The organism is Alcaligenes sp. SDU_A2 (genome assembly GCF_038237375.1).
Taxonomy (GTDB): domain Bacteria; phylum Pseudomonadota; class Gammaproteobacteria; order Burkholderiales; family Burkholderiaceae_B; genus Alcaligenes.
Genome location: NZ_CP151273.1, coordinates 96,030 through 120,038 on the forward strand (window position 1 = coordinate 96,030; position 24,009 = coordinate 120,038).

The 24,009-nt window shown below is 60.4% G+C and carries 23 protein-coding genes; 10 read left to right on the forward strand and 13 right to left on the reverse strand.

Annotated features, from left to right (window positions below):
• Positions 1-106: 106 nt before the first annotated feature.
• The 5 genes from AADW57_RS00470 to AADW57_RS00490 form a co-directional block, all read right to left on the reverse strand.
• Complete coding sequence (locus AADW57_RS00470; RefSeq protein WP_341668102.1) at positions 107-1,519, reverse strand: DUF3482 domain-containing protein; 1,413 nt, start codon at positions 1,517-1,519, stop codon at positions 107-109.
• Positions 1,516-2,937: a DUF2868 domain-containing protein gene (locus AADW57_RS00475; protein WP_341668103.1), complete on the reverse strand. Its 1,422-nt coding sequence runs from the start codon at positions 2,935-2,937 to the stop codon at positions 1,516-1,518. The genes AADW57_RS00470 and AADW57_RS00475 overlap by 4 nt, the downstream gene beginning before the upstream one ends.
• A complete protein-coding gene (locus tag AADW57_RS00480) occupies positions 2,938-3,432 on the reverse strand; it encodes a TPM domain-containing protein (protein WP_341668104.1) in 495 nt (164 codons plus the stop codon).
• A 17-nt stretch (positions 3,433-3,449) separates the two neighbouring features.
• Positions 3,450-4,361, reverse strand: coding sequence for a TPM domain-containing protein (locus AADW57_RS00485; RefSeq protein ID WP_445819189.1), 912 nt, complete (start codon positions 4,359-4,361; stop codon positions 3,450-3,452).
• 66 nt (positions 4,362-4,427) lie between these two features.
• Positions 4,428-5,048, reverse strand: a complete 621-nt coding sequence (locus tag AADW57_RS00490; protein WP_341668106.1) for a LemA family protein — start codon at positions 5,046-5,048, stop codon at positions 4,428-4,430.
• Between the two features lie 425 nt (positions 5,049-5,473).
• Between AADW57_RS00490 and AADW57_RS00495 the strand changes: the two genes are divergently transcribed.
• The 4 genes from AADW57_RS00495 to AADW57_RS00510 all read left to right on the forward strand — a co-directional run bounded on the left by AADW57_RS00495 (position 5,474) and on the right by AADW57_RS00510 (position 10,059).
• Entirely contained in the window at positions 5,474-6,916 is a 1,443-nt protein-coding gene (locus AADW57_RS00495; protein ID WP_341668107.1) for a DEAD/DEAH box helicase, read from the forward strand.
• A 66-nt stretch (positions 6,917-6,982) separates the two neighbouring features.
• The gene (locus AADW57_RS00500) at positions 6,983-7,609 is read left to right on the forward strand and encodes a LysE family transporter (protein WP_341668108.1); all 627 of its coding nucleotides are present in this window, start codon (positions 6,983-6,985) and stop codon (positions 7,607-7,609) included.
• Positions 7,610-7,714: 105 nt separating this feature from the next.
• Positions 7,715-9,331 (forward strand): peptide chain release factor 3, encoded by a 1,617-nt coding sequence (locus AADW57_RS00505; RefSeq protein ID WP_341668109.1) that lies wholly within the window; start codon positions 7,715-7,717, stop codon positions 9,329-9,331.
• Positions 9,332-9,438: 107 nt separating this feature from the next.
• Positions 9,439-10,059 (forward strand): hypothetical protein, encoded by a 621-nt coding sequence (locus AADW57_RS00510; protein ID WP_341668110.1) that lies wholly within the window; start codon positions 9,439-9,441, stop codon positions 10,057-10,059.
• A 73-nt stretch (positions 10,060-10,132) separates the two neighbouring features.
• On the opposite strand, the gene bfr is transcribed toward AADW57_RS00510, so the two are convergent.
• The 3 genes from bfr to rpoN form a co-directional block, all read right to left on the reverse strand.
• A complete protein-coding gene (bfr, locus tag AADW57_RS00515) occupies positions 10,133-10,612 on the reverse strand; it encodes a bacterioferritin (protein ID WP_341668111.1) in 480 nt (159 codons plus the stop codon).
• Positions 10,613-10,882: 270 nt separating this feature from the next.
• On the reverse strand, positions 10,883-11,170 hold the full coding sequence (locus AADW57_RS00520; RefSeq protein WP_445819159.1) for a (2Fe-2S)-binding protein: 288 nt from the start codon (positions 11,168-11,170) through the stop codon (positions 10,883-10,885).
• Positions 11,171-11,322: 152 nt separating this feature from the next.
• Entirely contained in the window at positions 11,323-12,705 is a 1,383-nt protein-coding gene (gene rpoN / locus AADW57_RS00525; protein WP_341668113.1) for an RNA polymerase factor sigma-54, read from the reverse strand.
• Between the two features lie 16 nt (positions 12,706-12,721).
• On the opposite strand from rpoN, the gene AADW57_RS00530 reads away from it, so the two are divergent.
• Both AADW57_RS00530 and leuA read left to right on the forward strand, forming a co-directional pair.
• A complete protein-coding gene (locus AADW57_RS00530; RefSeq protein ID WP_341668114.1) occupies positions 12,722-13,276 on the forward strand; it encodes a hypothetical protein in 555 nt (184 codons plus the stop codon).
• Between the two features lie 327 nt (positions 13,277-13,603).
• Positions 13,604-15,298, forward strand: coding sequence for a 2-isopropylmalate synthase (gene leuA, locus AADW57_RS00535; RefSeq protein WP_341669630.1), 1,695 nt, complete (start codon positions 13,604-13,606; stop codon positions 15,296-15,298).
• A gap of 258 nt (positions 15,299-15,556) precedes the next feature.
• Here leuA and AADW57_RS00540 read toward each other — a convergent pair whose 3' ends face one another.
• Both AADW57_RS00540 and AADW57_RS00545 read right to left on the reverse strand, forming a co-directional pair.
• Positions 15,557-15,874, reverse strand: a complete 318-nt coding sequence (locus AADW57_RS00540) for a hypothetical protein (RefSeq protein WP_341668115.1) — start codon at positions 15,872-15,874, stop codon at positions 15,557-15,559.
• 85 nt (positions 15,875-15,959) lie between these two features.
• Positions 15,960-16,307, reverse strand: a complete 348-nt coding sequence (locus AADW57_RS00545) for a DUF1840 domain-containing protein (protein ID WP_341668116.1) — start codon at positions 16,305-16,307, stop codon at positions 15,960-15,962.
• A gap of 323 nt (positions 16,308-16,630) precedes the next feature.
• Between AADW57_RS00545 and argS the strand changes: the two genes are divergently transcribed.
• The 3 genes from argS to AADW57_RS00560 all read left to right on the forward strand — a co-directional run bounded on the left by argS (position 16,631) and on the right by AADW57_RS00560 (position 19,766).
• A complete protein-coding gene (argS, locus tag AADW57_RS00550; RefSeq protein ID WP_341668117.1) occupies positions 16,631-18,316 on the forward strand; it encodes an arginine--tRNA ligase in 1,686 nt (561 codons plus the stop codon).
• A 14-nt stretch (positions 18,317-18,330) separates the two neighbouring features.
• Positions 18,331-19,050 carry an SPOR domain-containing protein gene (locus AADW57_RS00555; protein ID WP_341668118.1) on the forward strand — a complete coding sequence of 240 codons (720 nt, stop codon included), beginning with the start codon at positions 18,331-18,333 and terminating at the stop codon, positions 19,048-19,050.
• 77 nt (positions 19,051-19,127) lie between these two features.
• Entirely contained in the window at positions 19,128-19,766 is a 639-nt protein-coding gene (locus AADW57_RS00560) for a thiol:disulfide interchange protein DsbA/DsbL (protein WP_341668119.1), read from the forward strand.
• Positions 19,767-19,918: 152 nt separating this feature from the next.
• Here the strand turns inward: AADW57_RS00560 and AADW57_RS00565 are convergent, their stop codons facing one another.
• From AADW57_RS00565 to AADW57_RS00575, 3 genes are all read right to left on the reverse strand, one after another.
• On the reverse strand, positions 19,919-20,878 hold the full coding sequence (locus AADW57_RS00565; RefSeq protein WP_341668120.1) for an Rpn family recombination-promoting nuclease/putative transposase: 960 nt from the start codon (positions 20,876-20,878) through the stop codon (positions 19,919-19,921).
• A 140-nt stretch (positions 20,879-21,018) separates the two neighbouring features.
• Positions 21,019-22,215 (reverse strand): trans-sulfuration enzyme family protein, encoded by a 1,197-nt coding sequence (locus tag AADW57_RS00570; protein WP_341668121.1) that lies wholly within the window; start codon positions 22,213-22,215, stop codon positions 21,019-21,021.
• A gap of 96 nt (positions 22,216-22,311) precedes the next feature.
• Positions 22,312-23,385, reverse strand: a complete 1,074-nt coding sequence (locus tag AADW57_RS00575) for an MBL fold metallo-hydrolase (RefSeq protein WP_341668122.1) — start codon at positions 23,383-23,385, stop codon at positions 22,312-22,314.
• A gap of 181 nt (positions 23,386-23,566) precedes the next feature.
• On the opposite strand from AADW57_RS00575, the gene AADW57_RS00580 reads away from it, so the two are divergent.
• The gene (locus AADW57_RS00580; RefSeq protein ID WP_341668123.1) at positions 23,567-23,959 is read left to right on the forward strand and encodes a MerR family transcriptional regulator; all 393 of its coding nucleotides are present in this window, start codon (positions 23,567-23,569) and stop codon (positions 23,957-23,959) included.
• Positions 23,960-24,009: the final 50 nt, after the last annotated feature.

Consider the following 24,009-nt stretch of genomic DNA (forward strand, 5'->3'; position numbering starts at 1 on the left):
GCCGGCCCGCTATGGCTGGTCTGGCGAGAACCCGAGTTTCTGTCCACTTGGCCCAAACAGCCCACCCACTACAAAGGAATTCCCGGTATTTAGCGAAGAAGCTTTTTTATTGCCCGCCCCCCACAAGGCGCTCGGCCAGTTGGCGCACGCACGCTTCACGCCGGGCATCGGGGGAATAATCATCCCGCAAGGCGGACCACTGCGGATGGATGCGCGCCAGACGCAACGACTCGGGCAAGGCTTGGGTACGCCATACGTTCAGCTCCCGCTGCAAGGGCTGGTCCAGAGTGTCGGCATCGATCTCGCCCATGCGCAAGGGCGTCTGAGCGGCATGGCCGCGCCGCTCCAAGGCGGCAATCAAGCTTAGTTGGCGCACCGCCAACAGGCGCAGCACGGCATCATCCACGCTCAGTTCGGTTTCGCCGCGCAGCTTGCCCATCAACCGTTGCCCCCATTTGTCTGCCCCTTGCCACAAGCCGCCGGCCAGCGCGCCCAACATCGTGCCCGCGCCCAGGCTCAAGCCTCCGGTGACCACATCCAGGGTCGCTCCGGCCATGGCACCGGCGGCCACGCCCTTGCTCAATTGCACACCAAATTCTTTCAAGGCCTGAGGATCGAACAAGTCCATGCCCCAGCGTTCGCCATCGAAATGCAGCAGGTCACCCACCAGGTCCTGACGGGTAAAACTGTAGCGACGCAGCAAAGCCTGCACGCTCTTGGCCTCGCGCTCGGCCACCCGGCCCCGCAAATCCTGTCCAGCCTGCTCCAAAGAGGGCGCATCCGGCGCACTGCTAATTCGCCACGCCGCCACATCCACCAACAATTCGGCCAGCAAGCGCATGGCGTCGCGCCGGCGCAGGACCGCTTGCCGCGCAAGATCGGCCTTGAGCCTGTGCAAGACATCGGCATGCGTCTCCAGCAGCACGGCCAGTTTGTCGTACAGCAGGGCCTCGCCATCCAAGGCAGGAGCCACCGTGTCAAATTCGGCCAGGGCATGCAGGCCCAGACGGGCCAAGGCGCTGCGCCATTCCTGTATCCGCGCCTGCGGACTGCGCACAAAATTGAGCACCGGCAGTAAAGGCCGGCCGCTGTAAGCCAACAGCGTCAATTCGTCTTTGTGCTTGCTCAGCACCGGGTCGCGGGCATCGATCACATACAAACCGGCGTCACAAGCCTGTAGTTTGCGCAGCACCCGCGCCTCTTGCTCAAAGCGTCCCTGTGCCGCCGGCGACTCCAGAAAGCGCCGAATGCGCTCAGGCCCGTCGATGCGTTCGCCCGGCTGACTGAGCTGATCCATGAAGTCCAGCAACGCCATGCTGTCCTCCAGACCGGGGGTATCGAACAATTCCACCAGCGCCTCTTCGTCCACGCTCAGGCGCGCACCCTCGACATGGCGGGTCGTGCCGGGCCGGTTGCGCACCTGGCCAAAGCCTGTATCGCGCGTCAGCGTGCGCAACAAAGAAGTCTTGCCCGTATTGGTGTGCCCGACAACTGCCAGACTTAACGCCGCGTGGCTCATGGTGTGCTCTCCGTCAGGGCCGGGGGCCAACAATCGTGAACCTGATCCGGCGCAAAACCAGCCGCGCTCAGACGTTCGTGCCAACTGCGGCGACGCTCCGGGTCTGCCTGCGCGGCAGCGGCATCCAACAGGATGACATCGGCGCGCCGCGCCATTTGCGCCCATTCGACCAGCGTGGCAACCATGCCGCGATCCGGCGTCTGCCCGGCATCGCACACCATCAATAATTGGCTAGGCGCTGCTTGTTGCAAACGCCCCAATACAGCCAGACGTTCGGCGCGTGAATCCACGCGGCCCAGATCCTGCATGTCGGCTTGCATGAAGGATGGCGGCCAGGCGCGTTCAGGTGCCAGTTCCAAACCCACAACGCATACGGCATCCACAAGCAGCACGGACTCCGGCCCTTCCTGTATATGTGCCACGGTATCGGGCGCAGCCAAGCGATCCACGCCCGTCGGTTCGCTGGCCGGCATCAAACGCGGCCGCAGCTCCGCCAGCCCCGGCAGGCTGTCGTCCAATTGCAAGCCCGCGCTATGCCGTGCCCAGCGCCATATGCTCCAGGCCAAGGCCAGCACGCGCGGCACCAATCCGTAGACCACCAAGGCACCCAGCAGCCAACCGGACCATTGCGCCTGGGCCTGGGCATCGAGCACATGCAAGCCATCGCTGATACGTATGGTCTGCGCATCAGGCATGGAAAAACCCAAATAGGATGGTAATGCGCCGATACGCTCGGTCAGCCAGACAAAGGCATCGGGCGAGAGCAGCGTGGTTTCCCAGTTGAATTGATAGCGACGCGACGCCAGCAAAGCCAACAAGGTACACAAAGCGGCCAGCAAGGCCAGAATCCATAAGCCGTGACTGATCATGCCCAGCAACCACGGCTGACTGCGTCGGCGCGCCAGCACAGCGACAAAGGCCTGGGGTACCAGGCTGCCTTCACCCTTGACCATGCGACGGCTCAGCCACAGCCAGGCATCGCCCGCCCAACTGCCGCCGCCCACCCCCTTGCCGGCCCAGGCCAGGCTGAACAGCCAAAAAAACAATGTCAGCACATGCAGACCCAGCAAGGCTCCCAACGCCAGCAAGACATTGACCGGCCGCGTGCCATCGCCCAGAGCGCCGGCTGCCGCACCCGCGCCTGCCAGCAGGGCGAAGATTGCCATCAGAACCAACAGCCAGCGCGCGCCCTGCCACCACTGCATCCAGGCTTGCTGCAACCCATCTCGCCTGGCCAGAGCCGCCGCCCGCAGCCATATACGCTGCGCGAACGGGCCACCTGCCGCCCGCGCACGACGCGATTCGGCCAAATCCTCGATCGGCCCCCACATCGTTTCACGCAGACGTATGGCCTCGATCAAGGTCTGCTGCTGCCAGCGACCGGTTTCTTCATTGGCATGCATGACGCGCACTGTCATTTACAAAAGCACGGGCGCGTCGGGCAAGGCATTGTCGCCCGCAGCGCCATCGGCGGCAGGCGCGCCTTGCTGCAACACCTGCTCGATAGCACTGACCGCCGTCAACAGGCCTGAAAGATACTCGCGGGCCGCCAAATCCTGTTCCAGCTGCCGACAGATTGCCTCCCATTGAACCGGCTGAGCCTGAATGCCACGGTCGGCAATAATATGAATGCGCCGCTGATCCAGCGCCAAATACAGCAGCACGCCGCTATTAAGAGGCGTATCCCAGACGCGTAAACGGCCAAACACCTCCAGCGCTCGCTGGGCGCTGTCGGCTTCATGCGCGGGTAGCACCGCTTCGATGGCCACCACCAGTTCGCCACTGTGATGCTGTTCACTTTTACGGATCTGCTCGGCCAAATGGGCCAGCACTTCGGCATTGAAATGGCGGCGACGCAGCCACTGACCTTCCAATGAAGCCCAGCCCGTCAGGTTCTTCCAGGTATTGCTCATACGTTCTCCCTTAGGTGCTACCAACTGCCGGAGGCACCGCCACCGCCGCTACTGCCACCGCCGCCGCCACCGCCACCGAAGCCGCCGAACCCGCCGCTGCTACTGCCGCCGCCAAAGCCACCTCCCGAACCATAGCCACCCAGCCCGCCGATGACCCCGCCGCGGCGCGACGCCCGGCCCGAGCTGGACTTGCCGCCCGCACCGAACAAACGCCCTATCAGGCTAAGCACGGCACCGACAACTGCCGCGATCAGAGCCAGCCAGATGCTGCCCGACACGACCAGCGTAAAGACCCCGGCCGCCAAAGCGGCGAACACAGGCGAAGCAAAAAACACAATGGCACCCACGGCCAGCAAGGGTTCCCAAAACACGCCTTCTTCGCCGGAGGAGGTCACGGGTGCCGTTTTGGGTGGCGGCGGCAGATCCTCGCCATTGACCAGCCCGGCCAGGCTGTCAGTCGCTGCCTGGATGCCGCCATAAAAATCGCCTTCGCGAAAACGCGGCATCATTTGTTCGCGAATGATGCGCCCGGACTGCAAATCGGTCACCGCGCCTTCCAGGCCATAGCCGGTCTGAATACGCATGCGCCGGTCATCCTTGGCCACCAGCAGCAAAATGCCGTCGTCCACGTTCTGACGGCCTATCTTCCAGGTATCGAATACGCGCAGGGCGTACTGTTCTATGGTGTCCTCGCCCGTGGTCGGCACCATCAACACAACCACTTGCGCGCCCTTGTCCTGCTCCAAGGCCTTTAACTGCGAATCCAGGCGGGCCTTCTGGTCGGCCGACAAGGTGCCGGTGGTGTCCGTGACCCAACCATCGATGGCCGGCACAGGCTCGGGCTTGGCCAGGGCGGCGCTCCAAGGCAAAAGCAAGGTCAGCAGCAAAGCAGCCAGCGCAAGCCACCAGCCTGCACCCGGCACACGCATGCATACTTCTGGAGCAATCCGGCCTGCACATTGACGCGGTGTCATGGCGATACCTCCGTAAAGCGATTAGCGGGCGGCCGGCGCAGGCGTGACTGGCAGGTCGAACTTCACTTCGGGGTCGCGCGTGATCTCGCTCTGGCGATCCACGCCGTAATTTTCTTTGACCTGGTAACCAAACACCTTGGCGGTGATCACCGTGGGGAACTGGCGGATGAACAGGTTGTACTCCTGAATGGCCTGCACATAACGTCCCCGTTCGGTGGCAATGCGGTTCTCGGTCCCTTCCAGCTGTGTCATCAAGTCGCGGAACAAGCCATCGCTCTTGAGCTGCGGATAATTCTCGGACACGGCGATCAGACGCGACAGGGCCGAGGACAGTTGATTTTGCGCTTCCTGGAAACGCGCCATGGCCTGTGGATTATCCACATCATCCACCTTCATCTGTATGGTGCCGACCTTGGCGCGCGCTTCGGTGACCTGCGTCAGCACGGCGCGTTCGTTGACCATATAGGCATTAACGGCGCTGACCAGCTTGGGCACCAGTTCGGCGCGCCGTTCGTATTGGTTCAGGGTTTGCGACCAGGCGGCCTTGACCTGTTCGTCCAGACGCTGGATTTCGTTGTAGCCACAGCCCGACAAGAGCGCGGCCACACCGGTAATAAATATCCATCGAATCCAAGATGTCATGATTTTCTTCCTGCACAAGTAAGCGGGCAAACAACAAAGCGCACCGTCCAAACCGACCACACAAACGCAGGGCGACACCGGACGGGCCGACCCGCCAAGCGTAAACCGCCCCCTGCCCCAGGACAAGTACGCGAATGCAAGCTCTTTACAATTCATGTCATGTGTCTGTAAACCAGACTCCAGGCGCATCGGATCAGAACTGTGGTTTTTTCGAGCGCACCAAACACGCAAGTTCTGGTGGTCAATGAGGATTTTTACTGATTTCACGTTATAATGGTTGATTGCGCAGCGCACCAATCACTGCGCCTCTTGCAGCAGGCGGCGTTCTTGCCCCTGCCGTGGCATCGTCGCCATAAACCTAAAATACGTTAGCCTGGATTGGTAGGGCCCCGAAGAGGGCTTTTGGGCTGGTCACTGGAAAATTCTTGGACTCTCAAATCACTTTTGCCTCCCTCGGGCTGGCAGAACCCCTGTTGCGTGCTGTAACCGACGCAGGCTACGAACACCCCACCCCCATTCAGGCACAGGCCATCCCCAAGGTCATCGGCGGCGGAGACCTGTTGGCCGCCGCGCAGACCGGCACCGGTAAAACCGCAGGCTTTACCCTGCCCATCCTGCATCGCTTGCTGAACAACCCTCTGCAAAATCGCAAGCCTGGTCGCCCACGCGCCCTGATCCTGGCTCCCACCCGCGAACTGGCTGCCCAGGTCGAGGAATCCGTACGCCTGTACAGTCAACATGCGCGCCTGCGTTCGCTGGTCATTTTCGGCGGCGTGAACATCAACCCGCAGTTCAGCGCCCTGCGCAAGCCTGTGGACATTCTGGTGGCCACGCCCGGTCGTCTGCTCGATCATGTGCGTCAGCGCACCGTAGACCTGACCGGCGTGGAAATCCTGGTGTTGGACGAAGCCGACCGCATGCTGGACATGGGCTTTATCCGCGACATCCGCAAGATTCTCAGCCTGATGCCCGTGGAACGCCAGACCCTGCTGTTCTCGGCCACCTTCTCGGACGAAATCCGCGAACTGGCTCGTGGTTCGCTGCGCAACCCCGAAGAAGTGGCCGTTGCCGCCCGCAACACCACCAACGAACTGATCACCCAGCAAGTCATCCTGGCCGACCAGTCCCACAAGCGCGACCTGCTCAGCCACATCATCCGTGAAAGCGGCTGGAATCAAGTGCTGGTGTTCTGCCGCACCAAGCACGGTGCCAATCGCCTGGCCGAAAAACTGTCCAAGGACGGCATGGCCGCCGAAGCGCTGCACGGCAACAAGAGCCAGGCAGCCCGCACCCGTGCGCTGGCCGGCTTCAAGAACGGCAAAGTCGTGGTGCTGGTTGCCACCGATATCGCCGCCCGTGGCCTGGACATCGACCAGTTGCCTTATGTGGTCAACTTCGAGCTGCCCAACGTACCCGAAGATTACGTACACCGCATCGGCCGTACCGGCCGCGCCGGCAGCGAAGGCGTGGCCCTGTCGCTGGTGGACCGCACCGAAATGCGTCTGCTCAAGCAGATCGAACGCATGACGCGCAATCCTATCGAGCGTATCGTGGTCGAAGGCTGGACGCCCCCTTCGCGCCAAGCGATTGCCGAAGAACAAGCCGACGAGGCAAGCTACGCCGAACGCCGCTTCAACAATGCACCGGCTCCGCGCGCACATGCCCCACGCCGCTCGTCGGGTCAGGCCCGTCCCGGCGAGAGCCGCGGCAATGCCGACACCCGCCCACGTCGCCCCGCCAACGACAGCCGTCCTCGCCGCAACGGCGCGCCTGCCCAGGGCCGTCCTGCCCAAGGTCGCCAGGAAGGCCGCGGTCAAGGCCAAGGCCGTGGCAACGGTGGTCGCGGCGCACAGCACGCCAAGGCCTGATTCCCGTACAAGGCGCATTGCCTGCCAGAGGCGGGCCATGCGCCCGTCTCTGGATAGAACGACATCATGGCACTGAGCACCTGGCTCGCCTTTTTCGCCGCCTCCTGGGTCATCTCTTTTTCGCCCGGGCCCGGCGCAATCTCATCCATGTCCTCCGGACTCAAATACGGTTTCCGACGTGGTTACTGGATGGCCATAGGCTTGAATCTGGGCATCATGATCCAGGTGCTCATCATCAGCCTGGGGCTGGGCCAGGTTCTGGCCCGTTCCGAACTGGCGTTCGACATCATCAAATGGCTGGGCGCTGCCTACCTGATCTACCTGGGCTGGAAACAACTGCGCACCGATGCCATGCCGGTCCACGTTACCGGCCAGGAGCCCAGCGACTTTCGCATCCGCGACCTGCTGCTGCGCGGCTGTCTGATCAATATCACCAACCCAAAAGGCACAGTCTTTCTGCTGGCCATCATGCCGCAATTTCTGGACCTGAGCCGACCCTTGCCCTTGCAGTACCTGCTGATTGCCCTGACTCTGTGCTTTACAGACCTAGTCGCCATGGGCTGCTACACCTCGCTGGCCGCTCGCATGCTGCGTGTGCTGCGCCAGGCACGCCACATCCGGCTGATGAACCGCATCTTCGGCTCGCTGTTCATCCTGGCCGGCACCGTACTGGCAGGTGTCTCGCGCCAGTAGACCCCGCCCGGCCACATGCTGCGGCTTGCCCCGCAGCCGCCCTTTACGGATAATTCGCTCACTGTTTTCCACGCGCCGACAGCGGCGCTGCCACAAGGATTTTCAATGTCGTCCGGTGACATACGCTCTGAAGTCAAGAAACGCCGCACTTTCGCCATCATCTCCCACCCCGACGCGGGCAAGACCACGCTGACGGAAAAACTGCTCTTGTTCGCGGGCGCGATCCAGATCGCCGGCAGCGTCAAGGCCCGCAAAGCCAGCCGTCACGCCTCGTCGGACTGGATGGAGATCGAAAAGCAGCGCGGCATCTCGGTGGCCTCGTCCGTGATGCAGATGGAATACCGCGACTGTGTCATCAACCTGCTCGACACCCCCGGCCACCAGGACTTCTCCGAAGACACCTACCGGGTGCTGACCGCCGTGGACGCCGCCCTAATGGTCATCGACGCGGCCAACGGCGTAGAGCCGCAAACCATACGCCTGCTGCAAGTCTGCCGCGCGCGCAACACGCCCATCATCACCTTCGTCAACAAGCTGGACCGCGAAGTACAGGAACCGCTGAATCTGCTTTCGGAAATCGAATCGCACCTGGGCATGGAAGCGGTGCCTTTCTCCTGGCCTATCGGCATGGCGCGTCGCTTTGGCGGCGTATTCAACCTGCGCCAGAACCATATGCGCGTCTTCAAGCCAGGCCAGGAACGCCACGGCGATGACGACGAACTGATTCCAGGCCTGGACAACCCGGTCATTGCCCAGCGCTTTGGCGAAGCCTTTGAAAAGGCTCACGAAGAAATTGAACTGATTTCCGAAGCCGCGCCCGCTTTCGACCACCAGGCGTTCCTGGAAGGTCGCCAGACGCCCGTATTCTTCGGTTCGGCCATCAACAACTTCGGCGTACAGGAGGTGCTGGACGCCCTGGTGGAATTGGCCCCGGCCCCTGGTCCCCGCACGGCGCTGCAACGCGAAGTGCAACCCGACGAGCCCAAGTTCAGCGGCGTGGTCTTCAAAGTGCAAGCCAATATGGACCCGGCGCACCGCGACCGCGTAGCATTTGTACGGGTCAGCTCCGGCCACTTCAAGCGTGGAATGAAGCTCAAAGTGTCCCGAACCGGCAAGGAAATTCGCCCCAACAACGTGGTGTCCTTTCTTTCCCAACGACGCGAACTGCTGGACGATGCCTTTGCCGGCGACATCATCGGCGTACCCAACCACGGCGTGCTGCAACTGGGCGACGTGCTGACCGAAGGCGAAAACCTGCAATTTACCGGCCTGCCGTTCTTTGCGCCCGAATTGTTCCAATCCATTGAGGTCAAAGATCCCTTGCGCACCAAGCAGTTGCGCACCGGCCTGACCCAACTGGGCGAAGAAGGCGCGATCCAGGTTTTCCGTCCGCACATGGCCGGTGGCATGATGCTGCTGGGTGCCGTGGGACAGCTGCAGTTTGAAGTCGTGGCCCACCGGCTCAAGACAGAATACGGCGTGGACGCGCGTTTATCGTCCAGCCGCTTTAACATGGCGCGTTGGGTCACGGCCAAAGACCCCAAGGACATGAAGAAATTCATCGAAACCAACGCTGGCAACATTGCCTACGACGTGGTCGACGCCACCGCCTTTCTGGCCACATCGCCGGCACAGCTGCGCGTAGCCCAGGAGCTGAACCCCGGCATCGAATTCCACGCCCTGCGCGAGCATGGCGGACACGTTTTCGGGGACGCAGTCTAATTCTGTCACAAGAGCAGAGCCGACATTTCGCTACAATGTCGGCTCCATTTAACTACTTTCACGCATCCGGCTGCGGATTGCCCACTGACTAGACCGAGACATTGCCTATGCCCTGGCGTTTTATCATTGCTGTCTTGCTGCTGGCTGCAGGAGCCTCGGTGTGGGGCGGCCTGGAATTGGGAAACTGGCTGATCGCGCACGGTCCCGAGAAGTCCATGGTCGTAGTGCAGGCCGATCCCAACGACTTGCCCACCCTGGACGCCGACGGCAAGCCCTTTACCGCGCAGCCGCCTCAGCCCCTGCCCGATGGCCGCCTGGGGGTGCCACCGGCACCAACTCCGGTTGCCTGGGAAATCAATACCGAATCCCTGGAAGGCGAACAACCGCCCATTGCCTTGGCCACCACCTCCATTTCACTGGAAGAAGCCATACAAATCGCCATGGCCGAGCAGAACCGCGAACTGCAAGGCATTGCCACTGTCGGAAATCTGAACGGACAGCAGCCCATACAGCCCGTGGATATCGCCCCACCTCCTCCGGCACCGCCACAAGATGTGCAAGTAGCCAGCAGCGGTGCCTGGCAAGCTCAGTTACAACAGGAACTGAACGCGTGCGGAGCCAAGGGCTTTTTCGAGCGCCCCAGTTGTTCCTGGGAGGCGCGTAATAAGTATTGTGGCCCCAATAACGCCTGGGGTCGGGTACCCGGCTGCCCTAGCAAAGCGTTTTAAGCACGCCGCTGCCCCATCAAAAAAGCCACTCCTACGGAGTGGCTTTTATATTTCGAGCAACGACGATGACGCTTTATTCGCCGTGTTCGCCCATCTGGGATTGCAGGTAATTTTGCAACCCGATCTTCTCGATCAAGTCGATCTGCGTATCCAGCCAGTCGATGTGCTCTTCGGTATCGTCCAAGATCTTCAGGAACAGGTCACGAGACACGTAATCGCGCACGGACTCGCAATATTCGATCGCCTCGACCACGGTCTGGTGAGCGGCCTTTTCCAGCTTCAGATCACAGCCCAGCAGTTCCGGCACGTTTTCGCCGATCATGATCTTGTGCATGTCCTGCAGATTGGGCAGGCCATCGAGCATGAAAATGCGCTCGATCAGCATATCGGCGTGCTTCATCTCGCCGATGGATTCGTCGTATTCGTGCTTGCCCAGCTTGTTGAAACCCCAATGGTTCAACATGCGGGCATGCAGAAAATACTGGTTGATGGCCGTCAGCTCGTTCTTGAGTTGCTTGTTCAGATGTTGAACCACCACTTTATCGCCAAACATGTTCTTCTCCTGTGAATCTGGCTGGGCTTGCCACAGCAAAAGCCGGATGCCCTCGCAAGGGACCGGCTTGGTTTCGGCGCGCACACGAAACCTAGCCCAAGGCTTTGGGGGATAGAAAACCAAAGACTACCATGCACAGAAGGGAGAAAACACAAAACACGCCCGTCCGGCTACCCGATCCGTTGCAGATTTGGGTTAATAGCAGGACTAACGAAACTCATTCCCACTCTGGGAGCGGGAGAGTCGATTCAAGTAGCGGTACCTGCCGCCTCAAGCGCGGCAGACAAGACGCTCGAAGGAAGGCTCGGCAATCAGGTTGTCGTTGGCGGCGTCTTCGACACGGGTTGCCCCAGCGGCCGAAATCATGACCTGATTGGCGTAACGCCCACCAGGCAGGTAATCCTGAGCCGTTTCCGCGCAACACCCACAGCAGGACGCCACCCCCAGCTGACCTTGCAGGTCCGCCAGGCTGGCAGCGCCGCCTTGCACAGCTTCCTGTACTTGACGCTCGGTGATGGCATTACATATGCAAATATACATGAGAACAATTATCATCAAGAATACTGCAAAGATCAAGAGCCATTCTCATTTAATTTACCGGCCTGCTCACGCCGCCCTATGAAGCCCAAGACCACACTGTGGGGCAGGCACAAAAAGCGCGTCGATTCTGCAACATACCGAATGATCGCGCGGGGGCAGGAGGCCGTGCCTTACGCGCCCGCCGCGGCACGCATCCTGCGGCGGGATGCCGTTTCCAGGCCTTCGGCTTCGCGATACTTGGCCACGGTGCGTCGTGCCACGCTCAAACCCTGCGCCTGCAATTGGTCGGTAATCTGCTGATCGGACAGCGGCCGGGCCGGCGATTCGCTCCGTATCATCTGGGCAATCAAGGCCCGCACAGCCGAGGCCGACGCATCACTGCGACCATCGGCACTGCTCAACCCCACGCTGAAAAACTGCTTCAGCTCCATGACGCCCTGTGGGGTCTGCAGGTACTTCTGACGGGTGGCACGCGAAATCGTGGACTCGTGCAGGTCCAGCTCGGCCGCCAGATCGGCCAATTGCATGGGCCGCAAAGCGGCTGCGCCGCGCGTAAAAAAATCCTGTTGAATCTCGACGATGGCTTGCGCCACGCGCAGGATCGTCACAAAGCGGCTATTGACGCTGCGCAGCAGACCCTGCGCCTTTTGGCGTTCGGCCAGCAAGGCCGGATGCGTATCCAACTCATACCCGGACAAAGAGGCCAATCGCAAACGCGGCATCGCCAATGGATTGAGCACGGCCTGCCAGCGCCCGGCGCTCCGGCGCAACAAAACATCGGGCACCACATAGGCCGATACGCTCTGCGTCCAGGCGCGCCCCGGCTTGGGGTCCAATTTCAGAATCAAATAATGGGCTCGTTCAACCAGATCCGCCGCAAAACGACCCGCCACACGCTGGCGCAGTTGACTGGGCGAGGCCAAGCTATGCACATGTTCGGAGACAAGATGGCGGGCACAGCGCAACAGATCGGCGTCCAGGCCAGCCGCCATCTGCATCAATTGCAGCTCCAGGCATTCGGCCAGATCACGCGCGCCCACGCCGGGCGGCTCCAGGGACTGCACTCTGGCCAACGCGCAGCGCAGCTCTTGCAGGGTCACCTCCAGCTCGACCGGCAGATAGGACAAAATATCGTCCAATGAACAAGGCAGATAGCCGTTGTCATCGAGCTCGTCGATCAACAGTTGAGCCAAAGCCAAATCACGTGACGCCAGGCGCAACAAACCGAGCTGCCCGCGCAAGTAAGCTCCCAGGTCCTGGGACACCGAGGCCTCCGGCAACCAATCCTCGTCATCATCGCTGCGACGAGAGTTGGAAAAATCCAACGTCGCCCACGACGGCTCCGCGCCCTCCGACACCGTGTCGGAAGACTCTGCAGCGACATCCGCCTGCTCGTCCATGCGCTCCAGCAAAGGGTTTTCCAGCAAGGCCTGGGTCAGTTCCTGCTCCAGTTCCGCTCCCGACAGCTGCAGCACTTTAATAGACTGTTGCAATTGCGGCGTCAAAGCCAGCGTTTGCTGCTGGCGCAAATCTAGTGACTGACGCGTAAGCATAGGTACAATCGTTTCCATGAAAACCGACAACGCCCAGATCCCTACCCCGGGTGACAGCCAGACGCTGCGCCACACTCTGTTCAAGCTTGGCGCCACGGCTACCATTTTCTGTACCGTGATCATCGTCGCCGTCGCCATCGTCTGGTGGGACCTGCTCAATCGTCTGATCAGCTTCGGGCGCGGCCTGGACTATTCAGGCCTGCAAGCCCTGAGCATCCAGAACCTGGCCCTGATCAAGCAATACAATCCCTTTTTCTGGTGGACGGTGGTTGGCATCATCTCCCTTATTATTGCCTATCTTTTGCACGGTTTCGTACAAGCGATCATGCGCCGCAACCGACAGCGCGTGGTCGACGAATCCACTATCGCGCATCTGGCGCGCAATCTAAGCCGCCCGGCTCGCGAAGTCATTCTGTGGGCCTGGCCGGATCAACGCAACCCGCTGACTGTCGGCGATCTGCAACGCGCGCATGCCGAAATGCGCTCGGGCCGGTATTCCAAAATGCAACTGGCCCGGCAACAGAATATCTTGCTTCAGACCGATTACGAGCGCAGCGAACCCCAAGTCTGACGCTTGCTTTACCGGCAGTTTTATGTTTGACTAACGGACATGGACCACGCACGCACTTTCTCTACTGCTTACCAAGGCTTCAGCCACGCTGCTGAACCTGCCTTGTCGCATGCCGTGCGTTCTGGCCGTGCTCCGGCCACCCTGTCCCGTCTGTCTGCTTTGCTACTACTAGCGTCCGGTTGCCGGGCCTAGTGTCCCGTGGCAGTTCGGCAGCCAATATTCAGCCACATCTACGTCATTTGCGCCGCCACCGGCCTACGTAAACGCTGAATCGCTGGTGACGGCAAGAAGTAAAAAACTTTTTGTCCGACAGGTATCCTCATGGCAATGCTGAAAACCCCCTCTCAAAAATACCGCCCGTTCGTCGCGTTCGAGCGCGATTTCTCGGAACGCACCTGGCCGTCCAAGCGCATCACCCACGCGCCGATCTGGATGAGCACCGATCTGCGCGACGGCAACCAGTCCCTGATCGAACCGATGAGCGTGGCCCGCAAGGTGCGTTTCTTCGAGCAACTGGTCAAGATCGGCTTCAAGGAAATCGAGGTCGGTTTTCCATCGGCATCGCAGACCGACTTCGATTTCGTTCGTAAGCTGATCGAGGAAAAGCGCATCCCTGACGATGTCACCATCATCGTATTGACCCAGTCCCGCGAAGACCTCATCAAACGCACGGTAGAAGCCGCAGCCGGTGCCAAGCAGGCCATCATCCACTTGTACAACGCCTGCGCCCCGGCCTTTCGCAAGATTGTCTTTAATCTGAGCAAGGACGAGATCAAGAACATTGCCCTGACCGGCACCCGCTTGGTCAAACAGGAAGTGGCCAAGTACCCACAAACGTCCTGGCGCTACGAGTACTCGCCCGAAGTGTTCAGCACCACCGAACCGGAATTCGCGCTGGACGTATGCAATGCCGTGGTGCAGGCCTGGGAGCCCACCGCCGACAAGCCCGTCATCCTGAATCTGCCCGCGACCATCGAGGCCACCACACCCAATATGTACGCAGACCAGATCGAGTGGATGCACACACATCTGCAACAGCGCGACCGCATCGTGCTGAGCGTACACCCGCACAACGACCGCGGCACCGCCGTGGCCGCCGCCGAACTGGCCGTCATGGCCGGCGCAGACCGTATCGAAGGCTGTTTGTTCGGCAGCGGCGAGCGTACCGGCAACGTCTGCCTGGTCACATTGGCCTTGAATCTGTATACGCAAGGCGTAGACCCCGAGCTGGACTTCTCCGATATCGACGAAGTGCGCCGCACGGCCGAATACTGCAACCAATTGCCCGTGCACCCGCGTCACCCCTATGCGGGCGACCTGGTCTTTACGGCATTCTCCGGCTCGCACCAGGACGCCATCAAGAAGGGCTTTGCCCAGCAAAAAGCCGACGAGCTCTGGGAAGTCCCCTACCTGCCTATCGATCCGGCCGACCTGGGCCGCAGCTACGATGCCGTGATCCGCGTCAACAGCCAGTCCGGCAAGGGCGGCGTGTCCTACCTGCTGGAACAGGAACATGGCTTGGTCTTGCCGCGCCGCATGCAGATCGAATTTAGCCGCGCCATCCAGCGCGTAACCGACACGACCGGCAAAGAAGTCACCCCAGCCGATGTGTACGGCATCTTCGAGTCCGAATACCTGAACTGCAAAAAGCACTGGAAGTTACTCAAGCACCGCATTGTCAGCCAACCCCATGCCGAAAGCGGGCAACAATTCGCCATTGAAGTGGACATCGAGCAAGACGGTGTCGTGCGCAGCCTGACCGGCTCGGGCGAAGGTGCTATTTCGGCCTTTGTGAACGCGCTGGATCTGTCCATCAAGATCATGGACTACAACGAGCACGCCATCGGCTCCGGTGCCGAAACCCGTGCGGCATCCTTTGTGGAAATGCGTATCGGCGACAACCCATCGGGTTTTGGCGTAGGCATACACCCGGACATCGTGACCGCGTCTTTCCTGGCCATTCTGAGCGCCGTCAATCGTCAGATCATTGCCCAGACCGAACAGGAAGCCGCCACGGCATAAACCTCGTTTACGGCTGCGCCACAGTGATCCCGACGCGCAGCCGGCCCGGCCCACCAATGCCGCGCCCAAGACCTACATCGGCTGTCTGCGTACCCGCTGACAGCACCAGACCCGCCCAAAAGGCGGGTTTCTCAATGGACAAGCCAGAAAGGCCCCCATCCGTGTTGGAGCGAACCGGGCAACATCAGAATGCCTGAAGCTGACAGACATAAAAAAGCCGGCCCCTTGGGGCCGGCAAAAAACACCCGCATACTCCCGCTAAAACGTGACCGCCAGACCCGGCAGGTCAACCGTGACACGAGACGATTGCAAAGCCTGCAGACAGTGACGGGCAAACTCCTGAGCGCGTTCGTCGTCCTGCGACAGCAAACCATAGCCCAACGCATCGGCCACACCCATGATCTTATCCAGTACCAGCACTTTGCCGCTGGGACGCAAAGGTTCGCAGCCCAACCGCTCCCAGGTATGATCCAGCCAGTTTCGTGATGCTGCGCCGGCCTGCTCGTCCAGTTGCACAGACGTGACCAGCTCCAATTGCTGGCGGGAATTGAAAATCACAAGCACGATCGCGCGCATACGGGGCCTTTGCAAAAAATGGGTCGTAATGGCAGCTTAAGCAAAGACGGCCCGCCCAATTGTCGGCGAGCCGACAATCTGCCGACTACCACGAGCGATCGGCCGGCTCCCACAACACCGGATCACCGCTTTTATTTGCCTCACGCATCATGTCCAACAACGGAAAAGCACGCTGCTTGAAGCTGACCGCCTGCGAAATGGGGTGATCAGGTTCGCGATCCTCGTCCTCGTGCGGCGATTGTTCGTTTTCTCTGTCCTGGCCCACGGCGTGCTCAATCCCCTTGATCGCGGAGGGCAGTTGCTCCGCCGTAAAGACGCCACGCTCGGGCAGGCCATCGGGGTAAGAGCGCCCCGCCGCCCGGAGAATAGGCATGGCATGTTCGACAAACATCAGGACATTGGCCGCGGCCTTGCTTTTGAATACGACTAGCATACGGTTTCTCCTTATGGATCTTTGTGCCTTCCACGCTGTTTTCGGAAAGCACACATCAGCAAGATAGCAGGGATTGCCTTCTTGTGGAGAGTCCCCGATGACTGGCGCAGTCGCCAGACCCACGGCACCGGGTAGGTGGACATGACCGGGGATACGGGCAATGGCTGAAAGAGCGCCTGAGCTGGGGAGGCTTGCCTATTGAAAGGAATTTGCCGACAAATCACGCTATCATGTAGGCCTGTCCGGCGGGGCATTGTCGCGCCCGCCATCTGGGCCGTGCCATGTACGCCCCACTTGTTTTCATACCGATCCAGACACTTTCTATGCTTCCTGAGCAACAGTCCCAGTTAATCGCCCGCCTGCAGGCGGCTGTCAGCGCCATCTTGCCGCAGGCCCAGCCCACCATCGCGCTCGAGCGCCCCAAAGTGGCCGCCCACGGCGATGTGGCCTGCAACATCGCCATGCAACTGGCCAAGCCCGCCGGTCGCAATCCACGCGAACTGGCTCAGGAAATCGTCGGCACCCTGTTGGCCGACCCGGCCGCCACCGCGATCATCTCCAGCGCCGACATCGCCGGGCCAGGCTTTATCAATTTCCGCTTGACCACCGCCACCCAGCAGGCTGTGCTCCATAGCATCGCCCAACAGGGCGAACGCTACGGCCACGTGGCTGCGCGCCAAGAAAAGCTGATGGTGGAATTCGTGTCCGCCAATCCCACCGGGCCGCTGCACGTAGGCCATGCCCGTCAAGCGGCGCTGGGTGACTCGCTATGCCGCGTATTCAGCTCTCAGGGCTACGATGTAACCCGCGAGTTCTACTACAACGATGCCGGCAATCAGATCGACAACCTGACCATCAGCGTGCAGGCACGCGCACGCGGCATCGCCCCCGACTCCGAACAGTTTCCCGCCGACGGCTATAAAGGCGACTACATTCTGGACATCGCCCACGACTACATGGCCGGTGCCACCGTACAGGCGGCCGATGGCCAGTCCGTCACCGCCAGTGGCGACCTGGACAATGCCGACGATATCCGGCGCTTTGCCGTGGCCTACCTGCGCCGCGAACAAGACCTGGACCTGCAGGCTTTCGGCCTGAAGTTCGACAACTTCTTCCTGGAAAGCTCGCTCTACACCTCGGGTCGCGTCGACAAGACCGTGCAGGCGCTGGTCGATGCCGGCCACACCTACGAACAAGACGGCGCGCTGTGGCTGCGCACCACGGAACTGGACACCGGAGACGACAAAGACCGCGTCATGCGCAAGTCCGAAGGCGGCTACACCTACTTCGTACCCGATGTGGCCTACCATGTGTCCAAATGGGAACGGGGATTTCACCACGCCATCAACATCCAGGGCACAGACCACCACGGCACCATCGCACGCGTGCGCGCCGGTTTGCAGGGCCTGGGCCTGGGCATTCCCAAAGACTTCCCGGCCTATATTCTTCACAAAATGGTCAAAGTCGTGCGCAACGGCCAGGAGGTCAAAATCTCCAAGCGGGCCGGCAGCTATGTCACACTGCGCGACCTGATCGAATGGGTAGGCCAGGACGCCGTTCGCTTTTTCCTGATCCAACGCCGCGCCGACTCTGAATTTGTGTTTGATATCGACCTGGCTCTGTCCAAGAGCGAAGAAAACCCGGTCTACTACATTCAGTACGCCCATGCCCGTATCTGCTCGGTATTAAACCAGTCGGCAGAACTGCTGCCTCAAGTGCCGCAGGCCGATGTCGCCCCCCTGACCGCGCCCAGCGAAATCGCGCTGCTGCAGCGTCTGGCCGAATACCCCACGGTACTGGCCCAGGCTGCCCGCGAACTGGCCCCGCATCACATCGCGTTCTGGCTGCGCGACTGCGCCTCGGACTTCCACACCTGGTACAACGCCGAACGCGTGCTGGTGGACGATACCGCCCTGCGCTTGGCGCGACTGCGCTTAGCACACGCCTGCGCACACGTCATTCGCAACGGTCTGGGCCTGCTGGGCGTGTCCGCGCCCGAACGCATGTAACTCCATAGGCAAATATGGCACGAGCAAGCAAGAAATCCTCCGGCGGCACCTATACCGGCATTCTGATCGGCCTGATTCTGGGCCTGGGAGCCGCCGTCGCCGTGGCCCTGTTCGTCACCAAAGTGCCCATGCCCTTTGTGGACAAGGCCAGTCGCGACGCCCCTACCGTCGCCTTGCCCGAAGGACGTGACCTGCTGGACCCGAACCGCGATCTGTACGGAACCGGATCGCCTGTCACTCCCCCACCAGAGGGCACCATTCCCGGCTTGACGCTGCCGAACCTGCCCCAGGCTCCTGCCGGGCAACCCAAGCCAGCCGCGCCCACTCCACCTGCGCCAGACGCTCTGGGCGATCTTATCGCCACTTTGCCGGTCCCCGGCGCGGGCCAACCAACCACACCGCCTGCCGGGAGCGCAACTGCGCCGGGCAGCGTCAAGGTGCCCGCCAAGCCCGTCGCGCCACCACTGCCCCCGCCCGCAGCGCCCAGCAAACCGCCCGGCACCACGACGCCTTATTATCTGCAGGCTGGAGCCTTTCGAAACAGCGCCGACGCCGAAGCCATGAAAGCCCGCCTGCTGATGCTGGGCTTCAATGCCTCGGTGCAAAGCGCTCAGGTCAATGGCGGCGCTATCAACCGCGTGCGCATGGGCCCATTCAAAGGCATAGACGAAATGAACCGTGCCCGCAGCCGCCTGGCCGAAGAAAAAATCGATACCTCGGTGGTGCGCCCCTGAACAACTCGTAGAAGATTGAACTTTCGTCCCACCGTACGGGTCAGATCAAACACCTTCCCCATTAAGGAAACCGATACATGACGTTGAATGCTCTGTTTGTACGTACCCTGGTCGGCGCAAGCCTGCTTGCCGGTGCCGGTCTGTTGCCCGCCACCAGCGCACTGGCTCAACAAGGCCAGGGATACGTCACGCTGAACGCCGCACAGCCTTCCGACACCACCGGCAAAACGGAAGTGCTTGAATTTTTCGCATACAGTTGCCCGCACTGCGCCATTCTGGAACCTAAGGTAGAGGCCTGGAGCAAAACACTGCCTGCCGACGTCGCGCTGCGCCCAGTACCCGTCGCTTTCAATGCCGGCATGGGCGATCTGCAAAAGCTGTACTACACCCTAGAAGCAATGGATCGCCTGGACCTGCACCCCAAGGTGTTCGAGGCTATCCACCAGCAGCGCGAACGCTTGTTCGATGCCAAGGCCATTACCGAATGGGTTGCCAAACAAGGCGTAGACAAAGCCAAGTTCGAGCAGACGTTCAACTCTTTTGGTGTACAAACCAAAGCCAATAAAGCCAACGAACTGGCCCGCAACTACCAGATCGACGGCACGCCCAGCCTGGCCGTAGGTGGCAAATATGTCACTTCGCCTGCGCTGGCCAACGGCTACGACGAAAGCATACGTAAAGCCCAGGAGTTGCTGGATCGGATCAAGAAAGGCTGATCCCAGCCCCCCTGCAGTGCTTAGGCCTACACAAGAACTCGGGCATTACCCCACCATGCAAAAGGAGCGCGATCTGCGCTCCTTTTGCATGGTAACGACGATGACGCCGACCCACCGCAAGCTAGAGACCGGCAGCAGCGGCGTAAGCCCGTCTATGCCGAAGTCCTGGGAGGAGTCTGAAACACCTCGTCAACGGTATCCGCATCCAGCACTCTGACACTCCACACCGCCAACTGCTGCGGGCTGCCTTGAGCAACGCAGTGTCGGTACATATCTTGCACCATGCCGAATTTATGCTGGATCAGGCTGAGCAAAGTGCTTTGCAGCCCTTCCTGTCTACCTTTCTCTATACCCTGGGCTTCCCATTGATGCAGCCAGGAATCGGAATTGTCTTCGAGCATGGCACGTATATCCTTTAAATGCAGATGTTGTGGCAAATCCAGATTGGGCAGACAACGCGGCAAAATAGCCTGATTCACCCAGGCGGCCAGGTCCTGCATCAAAGCCCCATCCGGGCAGGTGTTCAGAACAGTCTGCATCAGCTCGCTTAAATGTGCCAGGCCATGATTGTGTTGAATCCGGCAGATCAAGCCAAACACACTGTGTGATGGCAAGGATTGGTTCAAAGATTGTTTTTTAAGGTCGATAAGCCAATAAGCTTGCCGAGGGATGTGGTCCACAGGCCACGGAGGAGCCTGTGCGGAAAACAAGTCCTGGCTATAGATCGATGCCGTCCAGGCCTGCTTGCCGCTGTACAGCACCAACATCAAAGGTACGGGCAGTGTCCGGCTGGATGGATGCTGTTGGACGAACGCCTCTAACTGCAGATGCCGATACGTACCGATACGCAAGGCCATATATCGTTCGGGACGGGATTGGTGCTCGATGCCGACCAGCAAGACAGGATCATCCTGCCGATGCGGCGGTACTTGCCAGGCCAGATCCCCTTGGCGACGTTGCAATGCAGGGCCGACATACACCGGGGACAAAGGCAAAGCCCGGCTCAAATCAAGCCGTTCCAGCAAAGGAAGCGCGCAGACCGAACCCAGCAGATCCTGCACCAGAACGCGATGGCTGAACAAGCGTCGATACGCCGCGTCGAGCAAAGACATGACTGAAAACACACTGAAAAATAAAGACCTCTCCAGTGTGGGGCGTCCGCATGCGGACCGGCAGCCTGCAAGCAACGACTTGTCCTGCGCAAAACTACAGATGGACAAACATGCGCTGACGTGCAGCGCATGGAATCCGATCAGACCCGCGCCGCGATATTGAACGCCTGGGCCAGATCCGCGCACAGGTCCTGCGCGGACTCCAGACCAATGTGCAAACGCACCAACGCATCGTCGGTCTGCGGCCAGTAGCTGTGCGACTTGAGGGCGGACGTATCCACCAACTGCACCAGACTTTCAAAGCCCCCCCACGAAAAACCGATGCCGAACAAAGTCAACGCGTCGACAAAAGCGCGCGCCTGGACCGGATTCAAACGCAACTGCACAGACAACATGCCATTCGAGCCGGTGCAATCCCGCTGCCACAGCGCATGACCAGGGTCCTGAGGCCAGGCGGGATGATAAAGGCGACTGACTTCAGGGCGGGCTGCCAGAAACTCGCACACCTTCAGCGCATTGGCCGCGCTTTCGCGCATGCGGATCGGCAAAGTACGCACGCCACGCAAGGCCAGCCAGGCATCATCCGCACTGATAGAAAACCCCAGCGCATAGTGATTCTCGTGCAAGCGCCGGTTTACATGCGGGTCGCGGGACATGACGGCACCCAGCATCAGATCGGAGTGGCCCGCTACATACTTGGTGCCGGCCACCACCGACACATCAAAGCCCAGCTCCAGTGGCCGGTAGATATAGCCCGATCCCCAGGTATTGTCGGTCACCAACAACATATCGTGACGACGACCAAACTCGGCCAAGGCAGGCATATCCAGCATCTGCATCAACAACGAACCGGGCGACTCCAGATACAGCATGCGAGTATTGGGCTTGCGATGGCGCTCCAGCTCCTGCAGCGTGGGCGCGCAGAATGTGGCCTGTATGCCCAGACGGCGCAATACCGTCTTTTCCAGATAACGTACCGGCCCATAGGCACTGTCGGCAATCAGGACATGGTCGCCCGTGTCCAGCAGGCCCAGCATGGCCAGGCTAATGGCCGCCATGCCCGAGGGTGCCAGCAAAGCCTGGCTGGCCGATTCCAGTTCGCAGAACACAGACTCCAGGGCAGCATGGGTGTCCATGCCCGAACGTCCATACGTAATCGAACGCTGGGTGGGGTCGGCTTTGGCGGCCTGGGCCCGATCCAGCGCATCCAGCGTACGAAAACGCACCGTACTGGTACGCATGATGGGGACGGCAACCGGTGCCGATTCTGTGCGTGGGTCAAAAGGAGCCAGGCCAGTATGTTGCAGCGTGGTATCCAGAGCGTGATCAGAGGTCATGGTCGCAGGCAAAGCCAGTATCGGGAAAGGCTATACGCTACCACAGCGCCACCCTCCCCATCCGACTGCAGAAGGCATAACCATCATGACCTGCAGCTATATGCGCTGGAAACGCAGGACGCCGTCTTCGCCTTCCAGGCGGCGCAGGCGGCCCTCGAAATACAAAGCGTGCAAATGCGCAATCGCCTCGCCCATAGCGAACGTCATCTGATGCGAGTCCAGCTTGCGATGAAACAGCACGGGCAGAATGTCAGCTGCACTGCATGGTTCACCACAGGCCTGAAGCACATCGTCCAGACGCTCGGCATGATGCGTTTGCTGCTGCCGGATGCGCTCGTGCATGCCTCGGAACGGCTTGCCGTGCGAAGGTAAAACCAGCGTATCCGGCGCTAAGCCCTGGTAACGCTCCAAAGACTTCAGATACAAGGGCAAGGGATTAGCCTGGGGCTCGGTGTCAAACACGCTGACGTTGGTGGAGATGCGCGGCAACAGCATGTCGCCGGAAATCAGCACCTGCAAGTCCGGACTGTACAAGGACATATGCTCGGGCGCATGACCGTATCCGACGATCAACTGCCAAGGCCGACCGTCTATTGTCACGGTCTGACCGTCCATCAAACGCACGAAACGCGCCGGTACCGACGGCACCATAGACGGATAATAGTCGCCACGGCTGCGGATCTGGGCACGCGCCTGTTCGTCCTGCAGACCGTGGCGCACAAAATGCGCTTCGGCCGCGATACCGTTGGGTCCGCCCACCTGACCAGCAGGCTGGCTGGCCGCGCCCGACCACAGCCTGGCAACGGTGTAATCCGTCATGCTCATCCACAAAGGCACATTCCACAAGCCGCACAGCCAGTCGGCCAACCCGACATGATCCGGGTGCATATGCGTGACCAGCACCCGCAGCACCGGCAGGCCCTGTAACTCCTGCTCGAACACCTGCTCCCACAGCAGGCGCACTTCCGCGCGCGCTATGCCCGTATCGACGATGGTCCAGCCCTGGCGGCCATCGATTTCATCGCGCAGCAGCCAAAGATTGATGTGATCCAGTGCAAAAGGCAAAGGCATGCGCAGCCAGCGCACACCCGGCACCACTTCCAGGCTACGGCCCGGCTCAGGCAGCGTATCCGCCCAGGGATAGACAAGTTTCTGTTCGTTAGGATTCATGTGCGCTCCGAAAATGATCAATGGGGCCAATATCGTGCCCATGACGAGCCGTCCGCCGGTTCGCTCTGCACACAAAGCGCTCACCGTAAATCATCGGCTCAAGTACGAGACGGATTCGCTATGGTGAACACGCGTGCTCTGTGGCATGATAGTTTACGTTAACGTAAATCATATAAGAAAAATGACGACAAACACCTGGACCATATCCGATCTGGCACATGAGTTCGGCGTTACCCCCCGAACGCTGCGTTTCTACGAGGACCAGGGCATTCTTAGCCCGCTACGCCAGGGCACGCAGCGCATCTATCAGCCGCGCGACCGTACACGCCTGAAGCTGGCGCTGCGCGGCAAGCGTCTGGGCCTGCAGCTATCCGAGATTCTGACCCTGATCAATATGTACGAATCCCCGATGGACACCGCTGCCCAGCTCAAGCATTATGAAGCCGTGCTGGAGGAACACCGCCTGCGCCTGGAACGCCAGCGCCAGGATATCGACCAGACCCTGCAGGAAATCCAGGCACAGCTACAACTGTGCCGGTCCCAACAGGATCAGCGCGATACGTCCATTTTCTAAGGGAAAACCCATCTATATTACGTTTACGTTAACGTAATATAAATAAGGCT